This window comes from uncultured Phascolarctobacterium sp., assembly GCF_937920985.1.
GTDB lineage: Bacteria > Bacillota > Negativicutes > Acidaminococcales > Acidaminococcaceae > Phascolarctobacterium_A.
Genome location: NZ_CALDXR010000024.1, coordinates 17,901 through 34,418, shown reverse-complemented (window position 1 = coordinate 34,418; position 16,518 = coordinate 17,901). Strand labels below are relative to the sequence as shown.

Sequence of the window (16,518 nt, the reverse complement as noted above, 5' to 3'; positions counted from 1 at the left end):
CTCGTCGGCAGCGTCAGATGTGTATAAGAGACAGTATTTTTAAAGTATCAATGCATAAATCATCACTTGTAGAATTCTCTTGTTAGCAGCAACATTAGAATTTTATCATCATAGTCTTTTTGCCAAATATGTATTTAAATCTCTATTTTTTTATAATCTTATACCAGAAAGTTGCATTATAATTCTCTCACATGCATGTTAGAGATATTTTCCCGTATCTTGTTTTTTTTATTATTAATGAGAGATTTTTGTGTTAGAATAATAATATAGATTGTTGTTTATCTAACTACATTTAAGGAGTTTTCTATGCTTTGGTATAATGTTATAATTAATCTATGTGCAAGGCTATTCTTTGCTACTATCCTATTTTCTCTCCTTTGCCGTACATCAGTAATCAGTAACACAATCAACACCCTTGCAAAAAACAATCTAAGTAAACTAAAATTCATTGCAATCTTTGTAGCATTTTCCCTTGTAGATGCTTTTTTCGGAGCTCAACTAGTTACTCGCTGCATTAATAATCAGCTTGCCTTTGTTATGGTCTCAGGACTTATCGGCGGGCCAATCGTAGGTACAGCTACAGGTCTTATCAGCTCTATCCTTGCTTTTTTTCTTGTACCTTACGCTCCGTTTTCATATCACTATATATTGGTAATTTTAATCGGTCTTATTGCAGGCTTTTTTGCTACCTGGCTTCAGAAGCAACATGCCATTTATGCTGATGCCTCTATATTAGGTTTAATGTTCACTTTTTTCTACCTTGTCATTAATATATCATTAAACACTACTACGTTGCCTAACAGTTATACTGTTGAAGATATCTTATTTCCTATTCTCTTTAGTTATTCTATAGGTGCTGGCGCATTTATGGGTATATTAGAAGATTTTTATAATCAACAAGAAAAAATAGAAGGAATCAGTGCCAAAACAGCGTTAAAAATCACTAATAATTCTATCTCTATTTTACAAGACGGCTTAAATATTACCAGTGCTTCAGAAACTGCTGATATTATTCTTCAGGAAGCAGAAACATTTGATTTTGTAGCTATTACATCGTTAGATGAGATACTAGGCTTTTCATCCTACCGCACCGAAGCCCCCTTCGTCTCTTTTTTGGTAGATGACTTTCAAAATCTTTTCAAAACTTCTTTCAAGCAAGATACGAAGAGTCTAGATGTTATTCGCTCCTATATTAATGTTCCTATTTATAATGATAAACACCATGTCGGTTACTTCTGTGTCGGCCATATTCTAGACTCCGAAACTACTCCTTTTGAAACCACATTAGCTCATGGCCTTGGTACTATGATTACCAACCAAATCACTGTTCATAGCATTAAAGAAAAAGCTGGTCTATACGATAAGGCAGAAATTAAAGCTCTACAATCTCAAATTAATCCCCATTTTCTTTTCAATGCTTTGAGTACTATAAGTTTCTACTGTTCTCAACAACCTCAAACTGCTAAATCTCTTATCAATGATCTCGCTAGCTATTACAGGAACAATTTGACAGATGGAAATACCATGATTTCTATTCTAAACGAACTTCAGCATATCAACGCTTATATTCATTTAGAACAGGCACGCTTTGGTGACAGATTAAAAGTAGATTATGACATAAACATCGAAGAATCATTCCTAGTACCAGCTCTCATACTACAACCTATTGTTGAAAACGCTATCCGTCATGGACTGTATCAAAAACTTGAGGGCGGACGAATTATTATTCGAATTGACAAGCAAAAAAATTCTTTCCGTATTGCTGTAATTGATGACGGGCTAGGTATGACATCAGATAGATTGAAACATATTTTTGACAACACGAAGCCTAAGAATTCAATAGGACTTACTAATGTAAACCAACGCTTAATTACTCTTTATGGTCCAAAAAACAAACTTAAAATCTATAGTAGCATGAATAATGGTACCATAGTTATTATGAAAATTCCTTTTCAAGAGGTGAGCGAAAACAATGATTAGAACTATAATTGTAGATGATGAATACCCAACTCGCCAAGAGCTAGCTACCATTCTAAGCAATATCAGTGATATTGAAATTGTAGCTCAATGTGCTATAGGTCAAGAACTCCTTGATTATCTTCAAAACAGTACTGTAGATATTGTTTTTCTCGATATCGAAATGCCTCAAATTAACGGCTTAGATATTGCGCGTATTATACGCACCACCATCCCTAACCCACCACAAATTGTTTTCTCTACTGGTTATGGTCAGTTCGCTGTCCAAGCTTTTGATCTACAGGCCTTTGATTATGTTTTAAAACCATATACTCAGGAACGCATCCTTATTACAATAATGCGATATAGAAATTTTAAAAAGCAAACTAATAATATTAAACATAAGGATAGTTTTAAACTTCCTATTTGGCATAACGATAAAATGATTCTGCTAAACCCGGAAACTGAGATAAGTCTTATACGAGCACAAGAACAAAAAATTATTGTTTCTACTAATAATGGTGAATTTGAAATCAATACCCCTTTAAAAGATTTAGAGCAAAAACTTAAGGATCACGGCTTTCTTCGTACCCATAAATCATATATAGTTAATATTGGTAAAATCAGAGAGATAATTCCTTGGTTCAATGATACCTTTATACTCACTTTAGAAAACTGTGACTATAAAGAAATTCCTGTTTCACGCCATTATTTACCAGACTTCAAGAAATTCTTAAATATCTAACGAACCTCTAGATCTATCGTAAGCGTCAAATCTGTCATGTATGAAAAAAATCAGGACCGCATAGCGGTCCTGGTACAAATCATATTCATTTCTTGAAATTTACGCTGCATTCAGCTGGTGCATTTTATGGTAGGAGCAAATCGACATTGTCCTTTTGAGACAGGTCTACTTTTTTGGCAGTAGTAAGAACATAGACTATATACTTAAATGGATCCAAGCGGTTCTCCTTTGCGGTTTCTACCAAGCTGTAGATAATTGCACTGCCTTGCGCTCCTCGTGGTGTATTGGCGAACAAGAAGTTTTTACGTCCAATTACAAAAGGCTTAATGCTACGCTCAGCTCTGTTATTATCTATTTCTAAACGACCATCATTAAGATAGTTCAGAAGGTATGGCTTTTGGTTTTCCAGATAAGTCAAAGCCTTTCCCAATGCAGATTTTGGTGCAGCATTTAAGTTTTTCGCCCACGCAAATAATTCGTCAAGAAGAGGTTTTTCCTGTTCCAGGCGTTTGGTATAGCGTTCTGCAAAGCTTAACTTTATAAGCTGCTTCTCAATCTTATATATTTTGGTGAAGATACCTAAAGCATTGGTTACTGCAGACATTGCAGCGGATTTTCCTTTAGGAAGAGCAACTCGAGCTTCATCGAATTTTCTTCTCAAATGGGTCCAGCAGCCAACATCTGTAATATCCTGATTCAAGTCATGGTATACTGAATATCCGTCTGTCTGTAAATATCCTTTGTAACCTTTTAAGAATTCCTGAGGATACTCTTTACCTCGACCTGACTGGTAATTGTATAGCACAATTGGATACTTAGCATCGCTGCCGGTCCGGTAGAGCCACATATAGCTTTTGCTGGATGCAGGCTTGCCAAACTCCTTAAGAACCTGCAGAGTTGTTTCATCCGCATGGAGAACTTCTCTTTGTAGCAGTTTCTCGTGTAGTTTTTCATATAAAGGCTCAAGATAAAGCTCTACGCACTTCAGCATCCAGTTAGACATGGTCTGTCTGGAAAGCTCAATTCCCTGGTTCTTCCATTCTTGTTCATGACGATATAATGGATACCCCATTATAAACTTTTGAGTAATAATGTGAACTACGGCTTCAGGCGTAGCAAATCCGCCCGGAATTAAAGCAACTTCCTTCTCTGCTCTGATCACAGGAGTTTCTATATTATTTTGCTTACAGTTCTGGCAGGCATAGGAATAGATATGGTGTTCGAGTACCTTAACCTTAGCAGGTATAATTACCAACTCGCGACGAACCTCTTTACCAATCTCTTCCATTACAGCACCACATTCAGGGCAATTTCTTTCTGCTTCATTGAGCTTGTGTTCTATAACTTCAATCTTAACATTATCAGGAAGTTTGTCCTGAAGCAGATACGTCTTTTTCTTGCGTGTATGTGCTGCTACCTTAGTTTCCTCTTGTTCCGTAATAATATCTTCAATAGCAAGCACTGTTTCAGCTTCATCAAATAGATATATGAGCTGAGCGCTGGTTTCCGGAGAAATCTTCTCACTAGAACTGCCAAATTTTTTCTTTTTTGCAAGTCTGAGAGCTTCCTCTAATAGTCCGACTCTTTGACGCAGTTCTTCTTTTGAGTTTTTTAATCTCTCGTATTCTGTAACAGATATTTCAATTGTCTTGGTAGTTTTTGTATTGTTTTCCATGACAATATTATACCAAATTTCGTGCTTTTTTTATATGTTTAGAAGACATATATACATTATACAGCTGTGTATCAACGAACATTTTTAATAGATTTTTTAGGTTCTAATACCAAACCTTCCATAAGCCAACGATATGGCATCGTTCAATCCCATTTTATCTGCAGTATTTCTAAACAGTTCTCTCCGATCACTTTCCGGCAATCTTGCTACATTTATCATTGAGTGCCACCTCCACACATTTTACGTATCGTATCATAAACCCAATCCGTAGCTTCTGTTGCCTCTTTCAGGCAGGATTGTTTTTCGTCATCAGATAGCTTTTCAGAAAGTGTCTGTATGATACCCGGCGTTACATTTGATTTACCAAAAGTTTTTAGTGCTTGAATCACCAAGCTCGTCATATAGGATAGACCAGTAATTTCCTTGTTGGTTCTATGCTTAAACTCCAATTTTGTAGAGTTCCACTCATATGTCTTATAAGGTCCATCGCTAATATATGACCAAACCGCTGTTACCTGTGTCGAAATTCCCAACAAATTAAGAGCTGTATTTCCACATGGCGCAATAGTCCAATGATAACTTCGTGCCAATGCTTTTGCTACAGCGTCCGGAGAAACAGCTACATATTCATCAAGTAGCTTGCTGTACTTTGGTTTTTCATATACACCCTTTAGTATTCTACGTAATATCCCAGCCTGTGTTAATCTATTCAGATTTCGTCTAATCGTTTCTGGTTCAGCAATATCAACAAAATCAGAATTCACAAAAACTGCCCCATAGTTTGCATTGCTAATTCTATCTTGAATCTGTTTCGAGAATCCTTTTGCCATTATGCTCGCCTCCTTTGTCCAGAATATTATATATTATTCGGGACATTTTTTAACAGAATTTCTTAATCTTGCCCATAGCATTACCTATTAACGGAGTTTCAATCAGCTTCTTACAACCTGAGTATATTCAAAAGCAGCAAACACTTTGTCCCGTTTATTGTATATTATTCGGGACATTTTGTACAACCAATAATCAGATTTAGTCACTCACCAATATTTCATTTAGGTCATTACAGTGCTTTCTCCGTTTGGCAATTTAGGAAAAGCAATAAGAATTATTTGTTTTTCCTCTGCTTTCTGGCATAGTATAATGGATTTTTAGTAATTTATTGCCATGTTGAGAGTAAACTACTTGAATTTTTTGTGAAAAATAACTTAATGATACTGTAAACACCAAAATCAAGCCAAATTTAAACCTCCGACAAGCGATTTTTGACGTTTTAATCCTAAAAATTCCCGTTCACGAAGTTTTGCGACTGAAAGGTAGCGCTCTATAATACTAATGCTATGTTATCAGATTTTTGTACGGAAAATATCAATTTGGGTATCTTAATCCCCCTATGCCAATCATAATTTTCATATTTGAAAAGCCATGTCTTACCGAAAATCAGTAAAACATGGCTTTTCTCTGTAAATCTGCGTTAGTCCATTACTTATGCTTAAAGATTCCCTGGACTAATGCTATATTTTTATTATTCTAGAGTCTTTATCAGAAGCTGAAGTTGAGGCTCAGGTTGAAGCCTACACCCTTTTGCTTACCAACGGAGCCGTTAACGCCAAGACCCAGTTCGAATTTGTCGGAGTTGTTAACTCTCCAGCCAAGCTCCATAATACCGGTATCGCCCTTCATGGAAGGAGCAGGTGCGGAAGCAGAGCCAAGGGTTGTTGCTACAATTGCATTGGATTCACCGTCAAATTCATGCTGCCATGCCAAGCCTGCATAGAAAGCGTTCTTCTCGCTCAGTTGATGCGTATATCTTGCACCAAGACGAGTACGCAGAGAGGTTGTAGCATCGAAATCATAGGTTGCGCCGGTGCCTACAGTAACCTTATCACCCTGTTGACGAGTGTAGAACAGCTTGCCGTAGTAGTCAATGGTATCCTTATCGTTCAGCTGAACAACCTTACCCATGCCAAGATGTGCTGCGTAATAGGTTGCATCGCTGTCGTATTTAATGCCGCCTGCAACAGCAGATTGATAATCGGTGCTCATTCTGCCTGCACGCAGGGAACCTTCATAATAGAAGCCATCATCATTGAGCTGCTTAGCCATCAAGCCTGCACCCCAGAAGTGTGCGTCGCCGTCGCCGTGCGTACCATTGTCGAGGTAGGAATCGTAGCTGCCGCGACCGTATTCAATCACAGGCGCAATTATCAGCTTACCGGAATTGTTGTTGATTTTCTTTGCAAAGCCAAGATTCATGTTCCATGCTTTGAGGTCAACGTGAGAACCGGTATCGAGCTTTTGATTGTTAGCGCTCATGGTGATAAACGGATTAACAGAACCTTCTTCCTCCCCGTCAACAGCCAATGCAGCGTTTTCATAGCTTGCAGTTGTCAGCAAATCATGTCCCAGATTCAGCATAGTGAGCGCAGCGGACTGTGTTTCAACCGGAGATTTTGCGTCAGCAGCAGCATAAAGGCTGCCGGCACCAGGAGTTGTGCCGCCGCCACCCGGAGGTGTTGTACCACCGCCACCCGGAGGTGTTGTGCCGCCGCCACCCGGAGGTGTTGTGCCACCGCCACCCGGAGGTGTTGTGCCGCCGCCACCCGGAGGTGTTGTGCCACCGCCACCCGGAGGTGTTGTGCCATTGATAACTCCGACTAACTTATTTCCATCAGGTCCAATAGCAACTTTAATTCCCTTATCAATATTAATCAAACCATCAGTCAAGGTTCCTGTTGTGATATTTTCAGCCTTTAATGCGCCTGCATCAATCAGGTTGATTGTATCATTTTTCTTTAACTTAGTACCAAGCTCTACGCCAGCCTTAATCTCTGCGTTATTGATAAGAGCAGTATCTGTTACTTTAAGCATAGTATCGTTGGCAACAAGATCTTTGGTGATAAAGAAGTTAAGCTTATCAAAATTTTGAATGCTTTTTGCTTCGTTGCCTTTACCAACTACTTCCAAAGTGTTGTTTTTTATACCATCTTGACTATCAATAGTAATAACGGCATAACCACCATAAACATCGCCCTTAATTTTTGCACCATTTTTCAAAATGACCTTATTATTTTCAGCTTTTGCAGCCAAAACTTTTTGAGCATAACCGCCATATACATTTTCTGTAACTGTACTATTCTCAATACTTACAGTGTTGCCCAAGCTATTACCTTTCTCAGCTTGACCACCATATACATTAGCACCAATTTCAGAGCCTGTAATGTTAATAATGTTACCGGTACAGTCATTACCACCAAAAGCACCATATACATTTCTAAAAACCTTGCTATTGGCAATATTTACAGTGTTACCACTGCTGATGCCTTCTAAAGCAAAGCCACCTACAACTGCGCCTTTAATCGGAATAACGGTATCATCACCAATAACACTGTTGCCTCTAATATTTACAACATTGCCAGTAGTATTACCTTTTTCAGAAAAAGCACCAAATACAGTGTCTTTTACAGTACCGGCACCATCAACCGTTACTTGATTGTTGTTAACGCTGCCGATTTTAGCATAACCACCAAATACGGTGCCTTTTACAGTACCGGCACCATCAACCGTTACTTGATTGTTATTACTGTTATCTTTTTCAGCGTAGCCGCCGTATACACTATCTTCTACTATACCTGCACCCTCAATTATTACTTGGTTGCTGTCAGCACTCATTGTATCTGAATAACCACCATATACGTTTTTTAAAATCTTAGCAGCAGAATTAACCGTCACAATATTCTCTTTGGCACTTTGGGTAACATGGGCACCATAAACATTGCCTTCTACTATGCTATTAGCTCCAACTTTAACACTGTTTTTTTCAGCGCTACCATATGGAGTAAGTGCTGCATAAGCGCCGTAAACATGTTCCTTAATTTTACTATCACTAATTTCTACGATGTTTTGGTCGCTCTTTTTTTTAGCATATCCACCATACACAGATTCTTTTATTTCACTTTTATTTTGAATGATAACATAATTTTTTATAGCATCATTTTCTCCAGAGTTACCGCCAACTACAATATTTACCATAGTATTACCACTAATAGTTACAGTATTTTCTTTTGAATTACCATAAAGAGAATAGCCACCAAATACAATATCAGTAGTTGTTGTACCAGAAATGCTAACAGTATTTCGAGAAACATCTGGTGGAGCAACATTTGCTTCATTATAGCCGCCATAAACATTACTATAAGTACCAGAATTCAGTGTAACATTAGCGCCGGTCGGAACCTTAGTTACGCCATCGTTGCCATAGTAATCAGCAGCCCATGCGCTCGGAACTACCAGTACCCCCCCGGCGCACAGCAGTCCACACAGAATACCGCCGATTTTTCTTTGCATTTGTTTTTCTTTCATTTTTGCCAGAAATTTCATAATCAAATTCCTCCTTTGAAAAGATTTTATTGTCCTTTCTTACTGCTAATATAGCATGAAAACATCATTTACGCCCCACCCCAAACCCCTATTTCGGGTAGGTTAGGCGAAAAATTTTACTATTTTTATGGAAAAGGCGAAAATTCAATTGAAATCCCAGCTACAATACTAACTGACGAGTGCGATGACTTACTTGTATAAGGGCATCAAAAAAATAAAGCCTAATGAGTTCACATCATTTGCGTAACTCATTAGGCTTTTCCATATTCTTTTACTACTCTGATAGAAGCTCTTGGATTTCCTTACTTGATTTTATGATAGATTCAAGATAGCTTCTCTTTTCATCTATAGAAATTCCTTTGACCTGATCATCATTCGACAATCTTCTGATAATTTTTTCCATTGGAACATCATACTCAAGCGCATCAACAATTTTAGCTTCTACAACCTTGTCACTATAAAAGTTATTGCGCAAATATGGTGACCTGCCAGCTTTGTATTCTTCTACATCTGCGACGGCTTTTTCCAAAACATCACTTATAAGTTCAAATGCAGCCTGTTTCCGCAAATACGCAAAGTCAATGCTATCATAATGTGAATAAATCATCATTTCAGGAAGTTCATTGTTATCCTGCCAAAACTCACGACCTTTTAATCTGTCAAGTATAATATCCTCTACTCCTATAATCTCAGCAACACCATACTCCGTTTTTACTTCTGTCAACCTGCTTACGTCACCCAACAAAGGAGGTTTAGGAAATTCAACTACAACAGATGTATCAGGATGAAACCATGTATAACCTTCACCGATTGAAAAACCTAACGAGGTCATAATTTTAGCTATCTGGAAATCATCTTTAGCTATAAAGTCTATATCCTTGGTCATATAACTTGCGGCCGTGTAAAATTCTACAGCTGAACCACCTACAACCACTAATTCATTGGCAAACTCTTTAGCTAATGAACATATAAGGGCAGCTATTAAAATTCGCTCATTAACCGGATCAGATAAATTCTCTTCATGGATTCTTTTTATTATATTCTTATCTATATCTTGCATAATTCATATCCTTTATCTGTCTTTACCAGCTTACCGGAACTAAGCCATTCATTCCACGCTTTACCGGCAGCCAAAACCAATGCTTTCTTCTCCTCAGGAGTCCTTACCCTACCACGAGTACGTTTATAGGCTCTTGCTTCCGGTGTTAAATTCATTAAATCAGTTCTTCTTTTTTTCATCCACGCAGATAAATCTGTTACCTTATCTATACTCATAATTGGCAAACTCCTTTCTTGGTTGTATTCTAAATCAGACATATTTAATAAGCAAACACTTATACTGATCTCCTCAAATAGAGTTTAGCATAAGTGACAGATGATGTCAAAGCTTCTTACTCTTGTATGCTCTCTTATACTCTATACCCATAGAATAAGCCTCATTGTAACGATAGTGACATATAATCTTCCAAGTCTTCGGCCAGACTAATTCTTAACGTTTAAATCATAAAAATTTCCGGCACGGAGGTTCCCCTATCGAGGCATAACTTTAGCGCTCTAAAAGTATCGGCATCTTCTGCGTAATTATAATTGCACATTTTCGTTTTGTAAAGCAAAGACAGCAAGCAATTTTTTTATCGAAAGAACAATATAACGTATTTTTAGTAATTTATTACCAGTATGAAAGTAAATTTCTCGTTTTTTGTAAATTTTTTGTGAAAAATAAATTAGTGATACTAAAAACAACAAAATCAAGCCAAATTTAGACCGTCAACAAGCGATTTTTGACGTTTAAATCCTAAAAATTCCCGTTCACGAAGTTTTGCGACTGAAAGGTAGAGCTTTAGCGCTACCAGAAGTTAACGCTGATGCATAAGCATCAGCGTTTTTTATTGTTTAAATGTAAACCAAACCTAAACCGCATCTTGTTATGCGGTTTTTTTGTGCGTAAAAAGGAGAAAATCTACTAAAAAGTTTTGTGACTGAAAGGTAGCGCTCTATAACGCTGACGCTCTGTTATCAGATTTTTGTACAGAAAATATAAATTTTGGTATCTTAATCCCCCTATGCCAATCCTAATTTTCATATTTGAAAAGCCATGTCTTACCGAAAATCAGTAAAACATGGCTTTTCTCTGTAAATCTGCGTTAGTCCATTACTTATGCTTAAAGATTCCCTGGACTAATGCTATATTTTTATTATTCTAGAGTCTTTATCAGAAGCTGAAGTTGAGGCTCAGGTTGAAGCCTACACCCTTTTGCTTACCAACGGAGCCGTTAACGCCAAGACCCAGTTCGAATTTGTCGGAGTTGTTAACTCTCCAGCCAAGCTCCATAATACCGGTATCGCCCTTCATGGAAGGAGCAGGAGCGGAAGCAGAGCCAAGGGTTGTTGCTACAATTGCATTAGATTCACCGTCAAATTCATGCTGCCATGCCAAGCCTACATAGAAAGCGTTCTTCTCGCTCAGCTGATGCGTATATCTTGCACCAAGACGAGTACGCAGAGAGGTTATAGCATCAAAATCATAGGTTGCGCCGGTGCCTACAGTAACCTTGTCACCCTGTTGACGAGTGTAGAACAGCTTGCCATAGTAGTCAAGGGTATCCTTATCGTTCAGCTGAACAACCTTGCCCATGCCAAGATGTGCTGCGTAATAGGTTGCATCGCTGTCGTATTTAATGCCGCCTGCAACAGCAGATTGATAATCGGTGCTCATTCTGCCTGCACGCAGGGAACCTTCATAATAGAAGCCATCATCATTGAGCTGCTTAGCCATCAAGCCTGCACCCCAGAAGTGTGCGTCGCCGTCGCCGTGCGTACCATTGTCGAGGTAGGAATCGTAGCTGCCGCGACCGTATTCAATCACAGGCGCAATTATCAGCTTACCGGAATTGTTGTTGATTTTCTTTGCAAAGCCAAGATTCATGTTCCATGCTTTAAGGTCAACGTGAGAACCGGTATCGAGCTTATGATTGTTAGCGCTCATGGTGATAAACGGGTTAACAGAACCTTCTTCCTCACCTTCAACAGCCAGTGCAGCATTTTCATAACCTGCAGTTGTCAGCAAATCATGGCCCAAGTTCAGCATAGTGAGCGCAGCGGACTGTGTTTCAACCGGAGATTTTGCGTCAGCATCAGCATAAAGGCCGCCGGCACCAGGAGTTGTGCCGCCACCACCCGGAGGTGTTGTGCCACCGCCGCCCGGAGGTGTTGTGCCATTGATAACTCCGACTAATTTATTGCCATCAGTTCCAACAGTAACCTGTAGTCCCTGATCAATTGAGATTAAGCCATCAGTCAAGGTTCCTGTTGTGATATTTTCAGCCTTTAATGCGCCTGCATCAATCAGGTTGATTGTATCATTTTTCTTTAACTTAGTACCAAGCTCTACGCCAGCCTTAATCTCTGCGTTATTGATAAGAGCAGTATCTGTTACTTTAAGCATAGTATCGTTGGCAACAAGATCTTTGGTGATAAAGAAGTTAAGCTTATCAAAATTTTGAATGCTTTTTGCTTCGTTGCCTTTACCAACTACTTCCAAAGTGTTATTGGTAATATTGGCTTTATTCAGTTTATCATAACCACCGTAAACATCACCCTTGATTTTCGCACCATTTTTGAAAATAACTTTATTATTTTGGATTTTTTCAGATATAGCACCATCGCTTTCCGTATAACCACCATAGACATTTTCATTAACAGTACTATTATCAATAGTTACAGTATTATCCATGCTATTGCCTTTAAAGGAATAACCGCCATAAACATTTTTATTAACGCTACCGCCATCTGTGATGCTTATAATATTACCAATGCTATCTTTAGCTCCATAACCGCCATAAACATTCGCATTAACACTACTATGGGCAATATTTACTTTGTTGCCCTCGCTAATTCCTGCTAAAGCTACGCCACCGGCAATATTTGCTGTTACGCCGCTAGCACCATTTAGTATCACCTCATTATTCTTACTATCAGCTTTCACTGAAAAGCCACCAAAAACACTTTGGCCAACCTCAGCACCATTAGTAATGCTTACTTTGTTCTCGTTGGTGTTATGAGTTGCATAGCCTCCATAAATATTCCCCTCCACTACGCTTCCCGCACCAATGGCAACCTCGTTTTTTTCAGCACTGCCATTCTTATCATTATCTGCATAACCACCATATACAGTATCTTTAATTGTACCTTCGCTGATCTCTACGCTATTTCCCTTACTATTTGTGTCGCCTTTTCCACCAAATACATTAGCAGCACCGCTCTTGATAATCCTGACAGTATTGCCCTCGCTGATTCCTGCTATAGCAACACCACCGGCAACATATGCGGTTACAACACCAGCACCCTCGATTGTTACTTCATTCTTTTTGCTGTCACCTTTCACTGAAAAGCCACCAAAAACACTTTGGCCAACCTCAGCACCATTAGTAATGCTTACTTTGTTCTCGTTGGTGTTATGAGTTGCATAGCCTCCATAAATATCTTCACTTACTTTGCTTCCCGCGCCAATGGCAACCTCGTTTTTTTCAGCACTGCCATTTTTATCATTATCTGCATAACCACCATATACATTTTTCTTGATGGTACTGTCACTAATCTCTACATTATTTTCCTTGCTGCTTGTGTCACCATTTCCGCCATATACATAACCAGTACTGCTCTTGATAATCCTGACAGTATTGCCTTCGCTATTGCCTTTTAAAGCAACACCACCGGCAACATTTTCTGTTACGCCGCTAGCACCATTTAGTATCACCTCATTATTCTTACTATCAGCTTTCACTGAAAAGCCACCAAAAACACTTTGGCCAACCTCAGCACCATTAGTAATGCTTACTTTGTTCTCGTTGGTGTTATGAGTTGCATAGCCTCCATAAATATCTTCACTTACTTTGCTTCCCGCGCCAATGGCAACCTCGTTTTTTTCAGCACTGCCATTTTTATCATTATCTGCATAACCACCATATACATTTTTCTTGATGGTACTGCCAATAATCTCTACATTATTTTCCTTGCTGCTTGTGTCACCTTTACCACCATATACTATACCGTTTACTTCGCTATTATCTTTAATAACAACATGGTTTTTTATAGCTTCTGCAGCTCCGGAGCCACCACCACATACAACATCTCCCAAACTATTACCGCTAATCGTTACAGTATTCTCTTTGACATTACCATAAAAAGAATATGCTCCACATACGCTGCTAGTTGCAGCGGTACCGGTAATAGTAACATAGTTCTTAAAGACTTCCGGTGGAGACACCTTTGTATCATTATAGCCACCGTAAACATAATCATAAGTACCAGAATTAAGTGTAACATTAGCACCGGTTGACATATGAGTCTTGCCATCATCACCATAATAATTATCTGCCCAAGCACTCGGCATTACCAATACACCGGTGCACAGCAAACCGCACAAAATACCGCCAAGTTTTCTCTGCATTTGTTTTTCTTTCATTTTTGCCAAAAACTTCATATTAAAAGCCTCCTTTTAATTAAGATGGAACCTCTTTATTAACGTCAGTATAGCACTTAAAAGAATTTTTCACCCCACCCCAAACCACGATTCCGGGTAGGCTAGGCAAAAAAATTTGACTGTTTTTATGGAAAAGACGAAAATTCAACTGAAATCCCGGCTACGGCACTAATTGACGAGTGCGATGACTTACTTTATATGGGCATCGTTTACTTTCGTGCTAATTTCGTATATAACATTAAACATATTTATAGCTAATATTTTATTCTCAAAGTGTTATTTGCGCAAGTTTCAGCTAATATATTACCAATTGTCACTAACCGCTAAATATTTTTACATATGGTAGTACTATATAACGCTTCATTCTTTGACGCTTTTTGTTTTGGAAAAGCCAAATTCCCTGCTTTTTTCAAACAGCCTTATCCAAAGCATTGATATTATGATATAATCTAAGTAATAAATCTGTTGTATGAGAGGAGCGATAATTTTGAACGGATTGAAATTTCCTGTTGGTATCTCCAATTTCGCCAAGATTCGCGATGAAGGATATTACTATATAGATAAAACAAACCTGATCACCGAAATACTTGAGTCCGGTATTGCTGAAGTAACGTTAATTACTCGCCCCAGACGTTTCGGCAAAACCCTCGGCATGAGTATGCTGGCGGATTTTTTTGATGTCCGCAAAGACAGCAGCAAGCATTTCGCCAGATTATCTGTCTCCAAGAACACTAATATTTGTAATCAATGGATGAATAGATACCCAACTATCTTTGTTTCATTAAAAGATGTTGACGGTATTTCCTTTAATGATGCCTACGCTCAGCTCTCTCTGCAATTTGCTGATTTATACAAGGAATATGCTTTTTTGCTTGACAGCAAGAATATAGATAGCGATGACCGTAACATTTTTCAAAGAATTAAGGCTGGCGAAGCAAGCCTGCCTGACCTGAGCCGCGCTCTGAGCACCCTGATGAAAATATTGAACGCCTATTATGGCAAGCCGGTAATCCTGCTTTTGGATGAATACGATGTCCCCATCGCCAAAGCCAGCAGCCACGGTTATTACACTGAAATGATGAACATTATCAAGCCGTTGCTGAGCACCTCTCTGAAGGATAACCCCAATCTTTGCTTTGCCTTGATTACTGGCTGTCTGCGAATTGCTAAAGAGAGTGTTTTTACCGGTACCAATAATTTTATTTCCGACTCTATTGTACGCTCAAATCTCAAAGAATCCTTTGGTTTTACGCAAAAGGAAGTAGATAAGCTGCTGGCAGATGCTAATGCGGAAGCTTATGCAGATACTATCCGCACTTGGTATGATGGCTATCATTTCGACACAGCCGACGTTTACTGCCCTTGGGATGTTATCAGCTACTTGTATGACCTGCAGCGTAATCCGCAAGCAAAGCCTGTAAGCTATTGGCGCAACACCAGCGATAACTCCATTATCCGCTCCTTTATTGACTGCGCAAGCAGTAATATCACGGAAAAGCTGGAAACCCTTTTATCCGGCAGCTTCATCGTACAAAAGGTTGATGACAGCCTGACCTATGATTATCTGCACTCCTCTGAAGATAATCTTTGGAGCATTTTATATCTGACAGGATATCTGACCAAAGTTCGCAATGATGCTCTGCCCGCTGCTATACCGGATGGTTATTCAGCTTTGATTATTCCTAATGAAGAGATTAAGGAAATCTATGAAACTACTGTTATGAAGTGGTTTGCCGATAGTGCGCAAGCTTCTAACCGCAATGCATTATTTACGGCTGTATGGAGCGGAGACAGTAAAGCACTTACTCAGGAAATAACGAAGCTTCTGCGTATGACCATCAGCTACCATGATTATCGCGAGGATTTTTACCATGCTTTCCTGGCAGGCATCTTCACCGGTGCAGGATACGTTGTTGAATCTAACCGTGAGCATGGTGAAGGACGCAGTGATGTAATTGTTAAAGATATCCGCAATGGCCGTATAGCGATTTTTGAAGCTAAATATGCAAAAACGCTGAACAACTTGCCGGACGCTTGCGATTTAGCAATCGACCAGATCAATACACGTATCTATGCAGATGATTTCCAGGATGATTACGATGATATTTTATGCTATGGCATTGCATTTTTCAAAAAGCGGTGCTTAGTAAAGCGGAAATAAACGCTTCGACAGAAGCAAGCACTTTATTACAATCCGATATTTAGAACCTAAAGACCGCCGCTGGCGGTCTTTTTACGTTTAATGTCACGAATTATATACATTATTCGTGACATTTTGCGCAC

At 38.9% G+C, this 16,518-nt stretch carries 10 protein-coding genes; 3 read left to right on the top strand and 7 right to left on the bottom strand.

All coding sequences use genetic code 11. The features are described 5' to 3' along the window. Positions 1 to 306 precede the first annotated feature (306 nt). Together Q0612_RS04235 and Q0612_RS04230 are read left to right on the top strand one after the other, a co-directional pair. Positions 307 to 1,980: a histidine kinase gene (locus Q0612_RS04235; RefSeq protein ID WP_298881163.1), complete on the top strand. Its 1,674-nt coding sequence runs from the start codon at positions 307 to 309 to the stop codon at positions 1,978 to 1,980. After that, entirely contained in the window at positions 1,973 to 2,701 is a 729-nt protein-coding gene (locus Q0612_RS04230; RefSeq protein ID WP_298881162.1) for a LytTR family DNA-binding domain-containing protein, read from the top strand. The genes Q0612_RS04235 and Q0612_RS04230 overlap by 8 nt, the downstream gene beginning before the upstream one ends. 124 nt (positions 2,702 to 2,825) lie before the next feature. Here the strand turns inward: Q0612_RS04230 and Q0612_RS04225 are convergent, their stop codons facing one another. The 7 genes from Q0612_RS04225 to Q0612_RS04195 all read right to left on the bottom strand — a co-directional run bounded on the left by Q0612_RS04225 (position 2,826) and on the right by Q0612_RS04195 (position 14,235). Beyond that, positions 2,826 to 4,376 (bottom strand): IS66 family transposase, encoded by a 1,551-nt coding sequence (locus tag Q0612_RS04225; protein ID WP_298881160.1) that lies wholly within the window; start codon positions 4,374 to 4,376, stop codon positions 2,826 to 2,828. A 96-nt stretch (positions 4,377 to 4,472) separates the two neighbouring features. Continuing rightward, the gene (locus tag Q0612_RS04220) at positions 4,473 to 4,595 is read right to left on the bottom strand and encodes a hypothetical protein (RefSeq protein ID WP_298881159.1); all 123 of its coding nucleotides are present in this window, start codon (positions 4,593 to 4,595) and stop codon (positions 4,473 to 4,475) included. Then, on the bottom strand, positions 4,592 to 5,206 hold the full coding sequence (locus Q0612_RS04215) for a DUF6088 family protein (RefSeq protein ID WP_298881157.1): 615 nt from the start codon (positions 5,204 to 5,206) through the stop codon (positions 4,592 to 4,594). The genes Q0612_RS04220 and Q0612_RS04215 overlap by 4 nt, the downstream gene beginning before the upstream one ends. Before the next feature lie 709 nt (positions 5,207 to 5,915). Further along, positions 5,916 to 8,753, bottom strand: a complete 2,838-nt coding sequence (locus Q0612_RS04210; protein WP_298881155.1) for an autotransporter outer membrane beta-barrel domain-containing protein — start codon at positions 8,751 to 8,753, stop codon at positions 5,916 to 5,918. A 274-nt stretch (positions 8,754 to 9,027) separates the two neighbouring features. Beyond that, positions 9,028 to 9,813, bottom strand: coding sequence for a DUF6036 family nucleotidyltransferase (locus tag Q0612_RS04205; protein WP_298881153.1), 786 nt, complete (start codon positions 9,811 to 9,813; stop codon positions 9,028 to 9,030). Then, positions 9,801 to 10,028 carry a hypothetical protein gene (locus tag Q0612_RS04200; RefSeq protein WP_298881151.1) on the bottom strand — a complete coding sequence of 76 codons (228 nt, stop codon included), beginning with the start codon at positions 10,026 to 10,028 and terminating at the stop codon, positions 9,801 to 9,803. The genes Q0612_RS04205 and Q0612_RS04200 overlap by 13 nt, the downstream gene beginning before the upstream one ends. Before the next feature lie 937 nt (positions 10,029 to 10,965). Then, positions 10,966 to 14,235: an autotransporter outer membrane beta-barrel domain-containing protein gene (locus Q0612_RS04195; RefSeq protein WP_298881149.1), complete on the bottom strand. Its 3,270-nt coding sequence runs from the start codon at positions 14,233 to 14,235 to the stop codon at positions 10,966 to 10,968. Positions 14,236 to 14,722: 487 nt separating this feature from the next. On the opposite strand from Q0612_RS04195, the gene Q0612_RS04190 reads away from it, so the two are divergent. Next, positions 14,723 to 16,396 (top strand): AAA family ATPase, encoded by a 1,674-nt coding sequence (locus Q0612_RS04190; RefSeq protein WP_298881147.1) that lies wholly within the window; start codon positions 14,723 to 14,725, stop codon positions 16,394 to 16,396. Positions 16,397 to 16,518 lie beyond the last annotated feature (122 nt).

Bases quoted from the DNA above. Each gene is read 5' to 3' on its own strand.
- Q0612_RS04230 (WP_298881162.1), top strand. From the start codon at position 1,973: ATGATTAGAACTATAATTGTAGATGATGAATACCCAACTCGCCAAGAG.
- Q0612_RS04200 (WP_298881151.1), bottom strand. From the start codon at position 10,028: ATGAGTATAGATAAGGTAACAGATTTATCTGCGTGGATGAAAAAAAGA.
- Q0612_RS04235 (WP_298881163.1), top strand. From the start codon at position 307: ATGCTTTGGTATAATGTTATAATTAATCTATGTGCAAGGCTATTCTTT.
- Q0612_RS04225 (WP_298881160.1), bottom strand. From the start codon at position 4,376: ATGGAAAACAATACAAAAACTACCAAGACAATTGAAATATCTGTTACA.
- Q0612_RS04220 (WP_298881159.1), bottom strand. From the start codon at position 4,595: ATGATAAATGTAGCAAGATTGCCGGAAAGTGATCGGAGAGAACTGTTT.
- Q0612_RS04205 (WP_298881153.1), bottom strand. From the start codon at position 9,813: ATGCAAGATATAGATAAGAATATAATAAAAAGAATCCATGAAGAGAAT.
- Q0612_RS04210 (WP_298881155.1), bottom strand. From the start codon at position 8,753: ATGAAATTTCTGGCAAAAATGAAAGAAAAACAAATGCAAAGAAAAATC.
- Q0612_RS04195 (WP_298881149.1), bottom strand. From the start codon at position 14,235: ATGAAGTTTTTGGCAAAAATGAAAGAAAAACAAATGCAGAGAAAACTT.
- Q0612_RS04215 (WP_298881157.1), bottom strand. From the start codon at position 5,206: ATGGCAAAAGGATTCTCGAAACAGATTCAAGATAGAATTAGCAATGCA.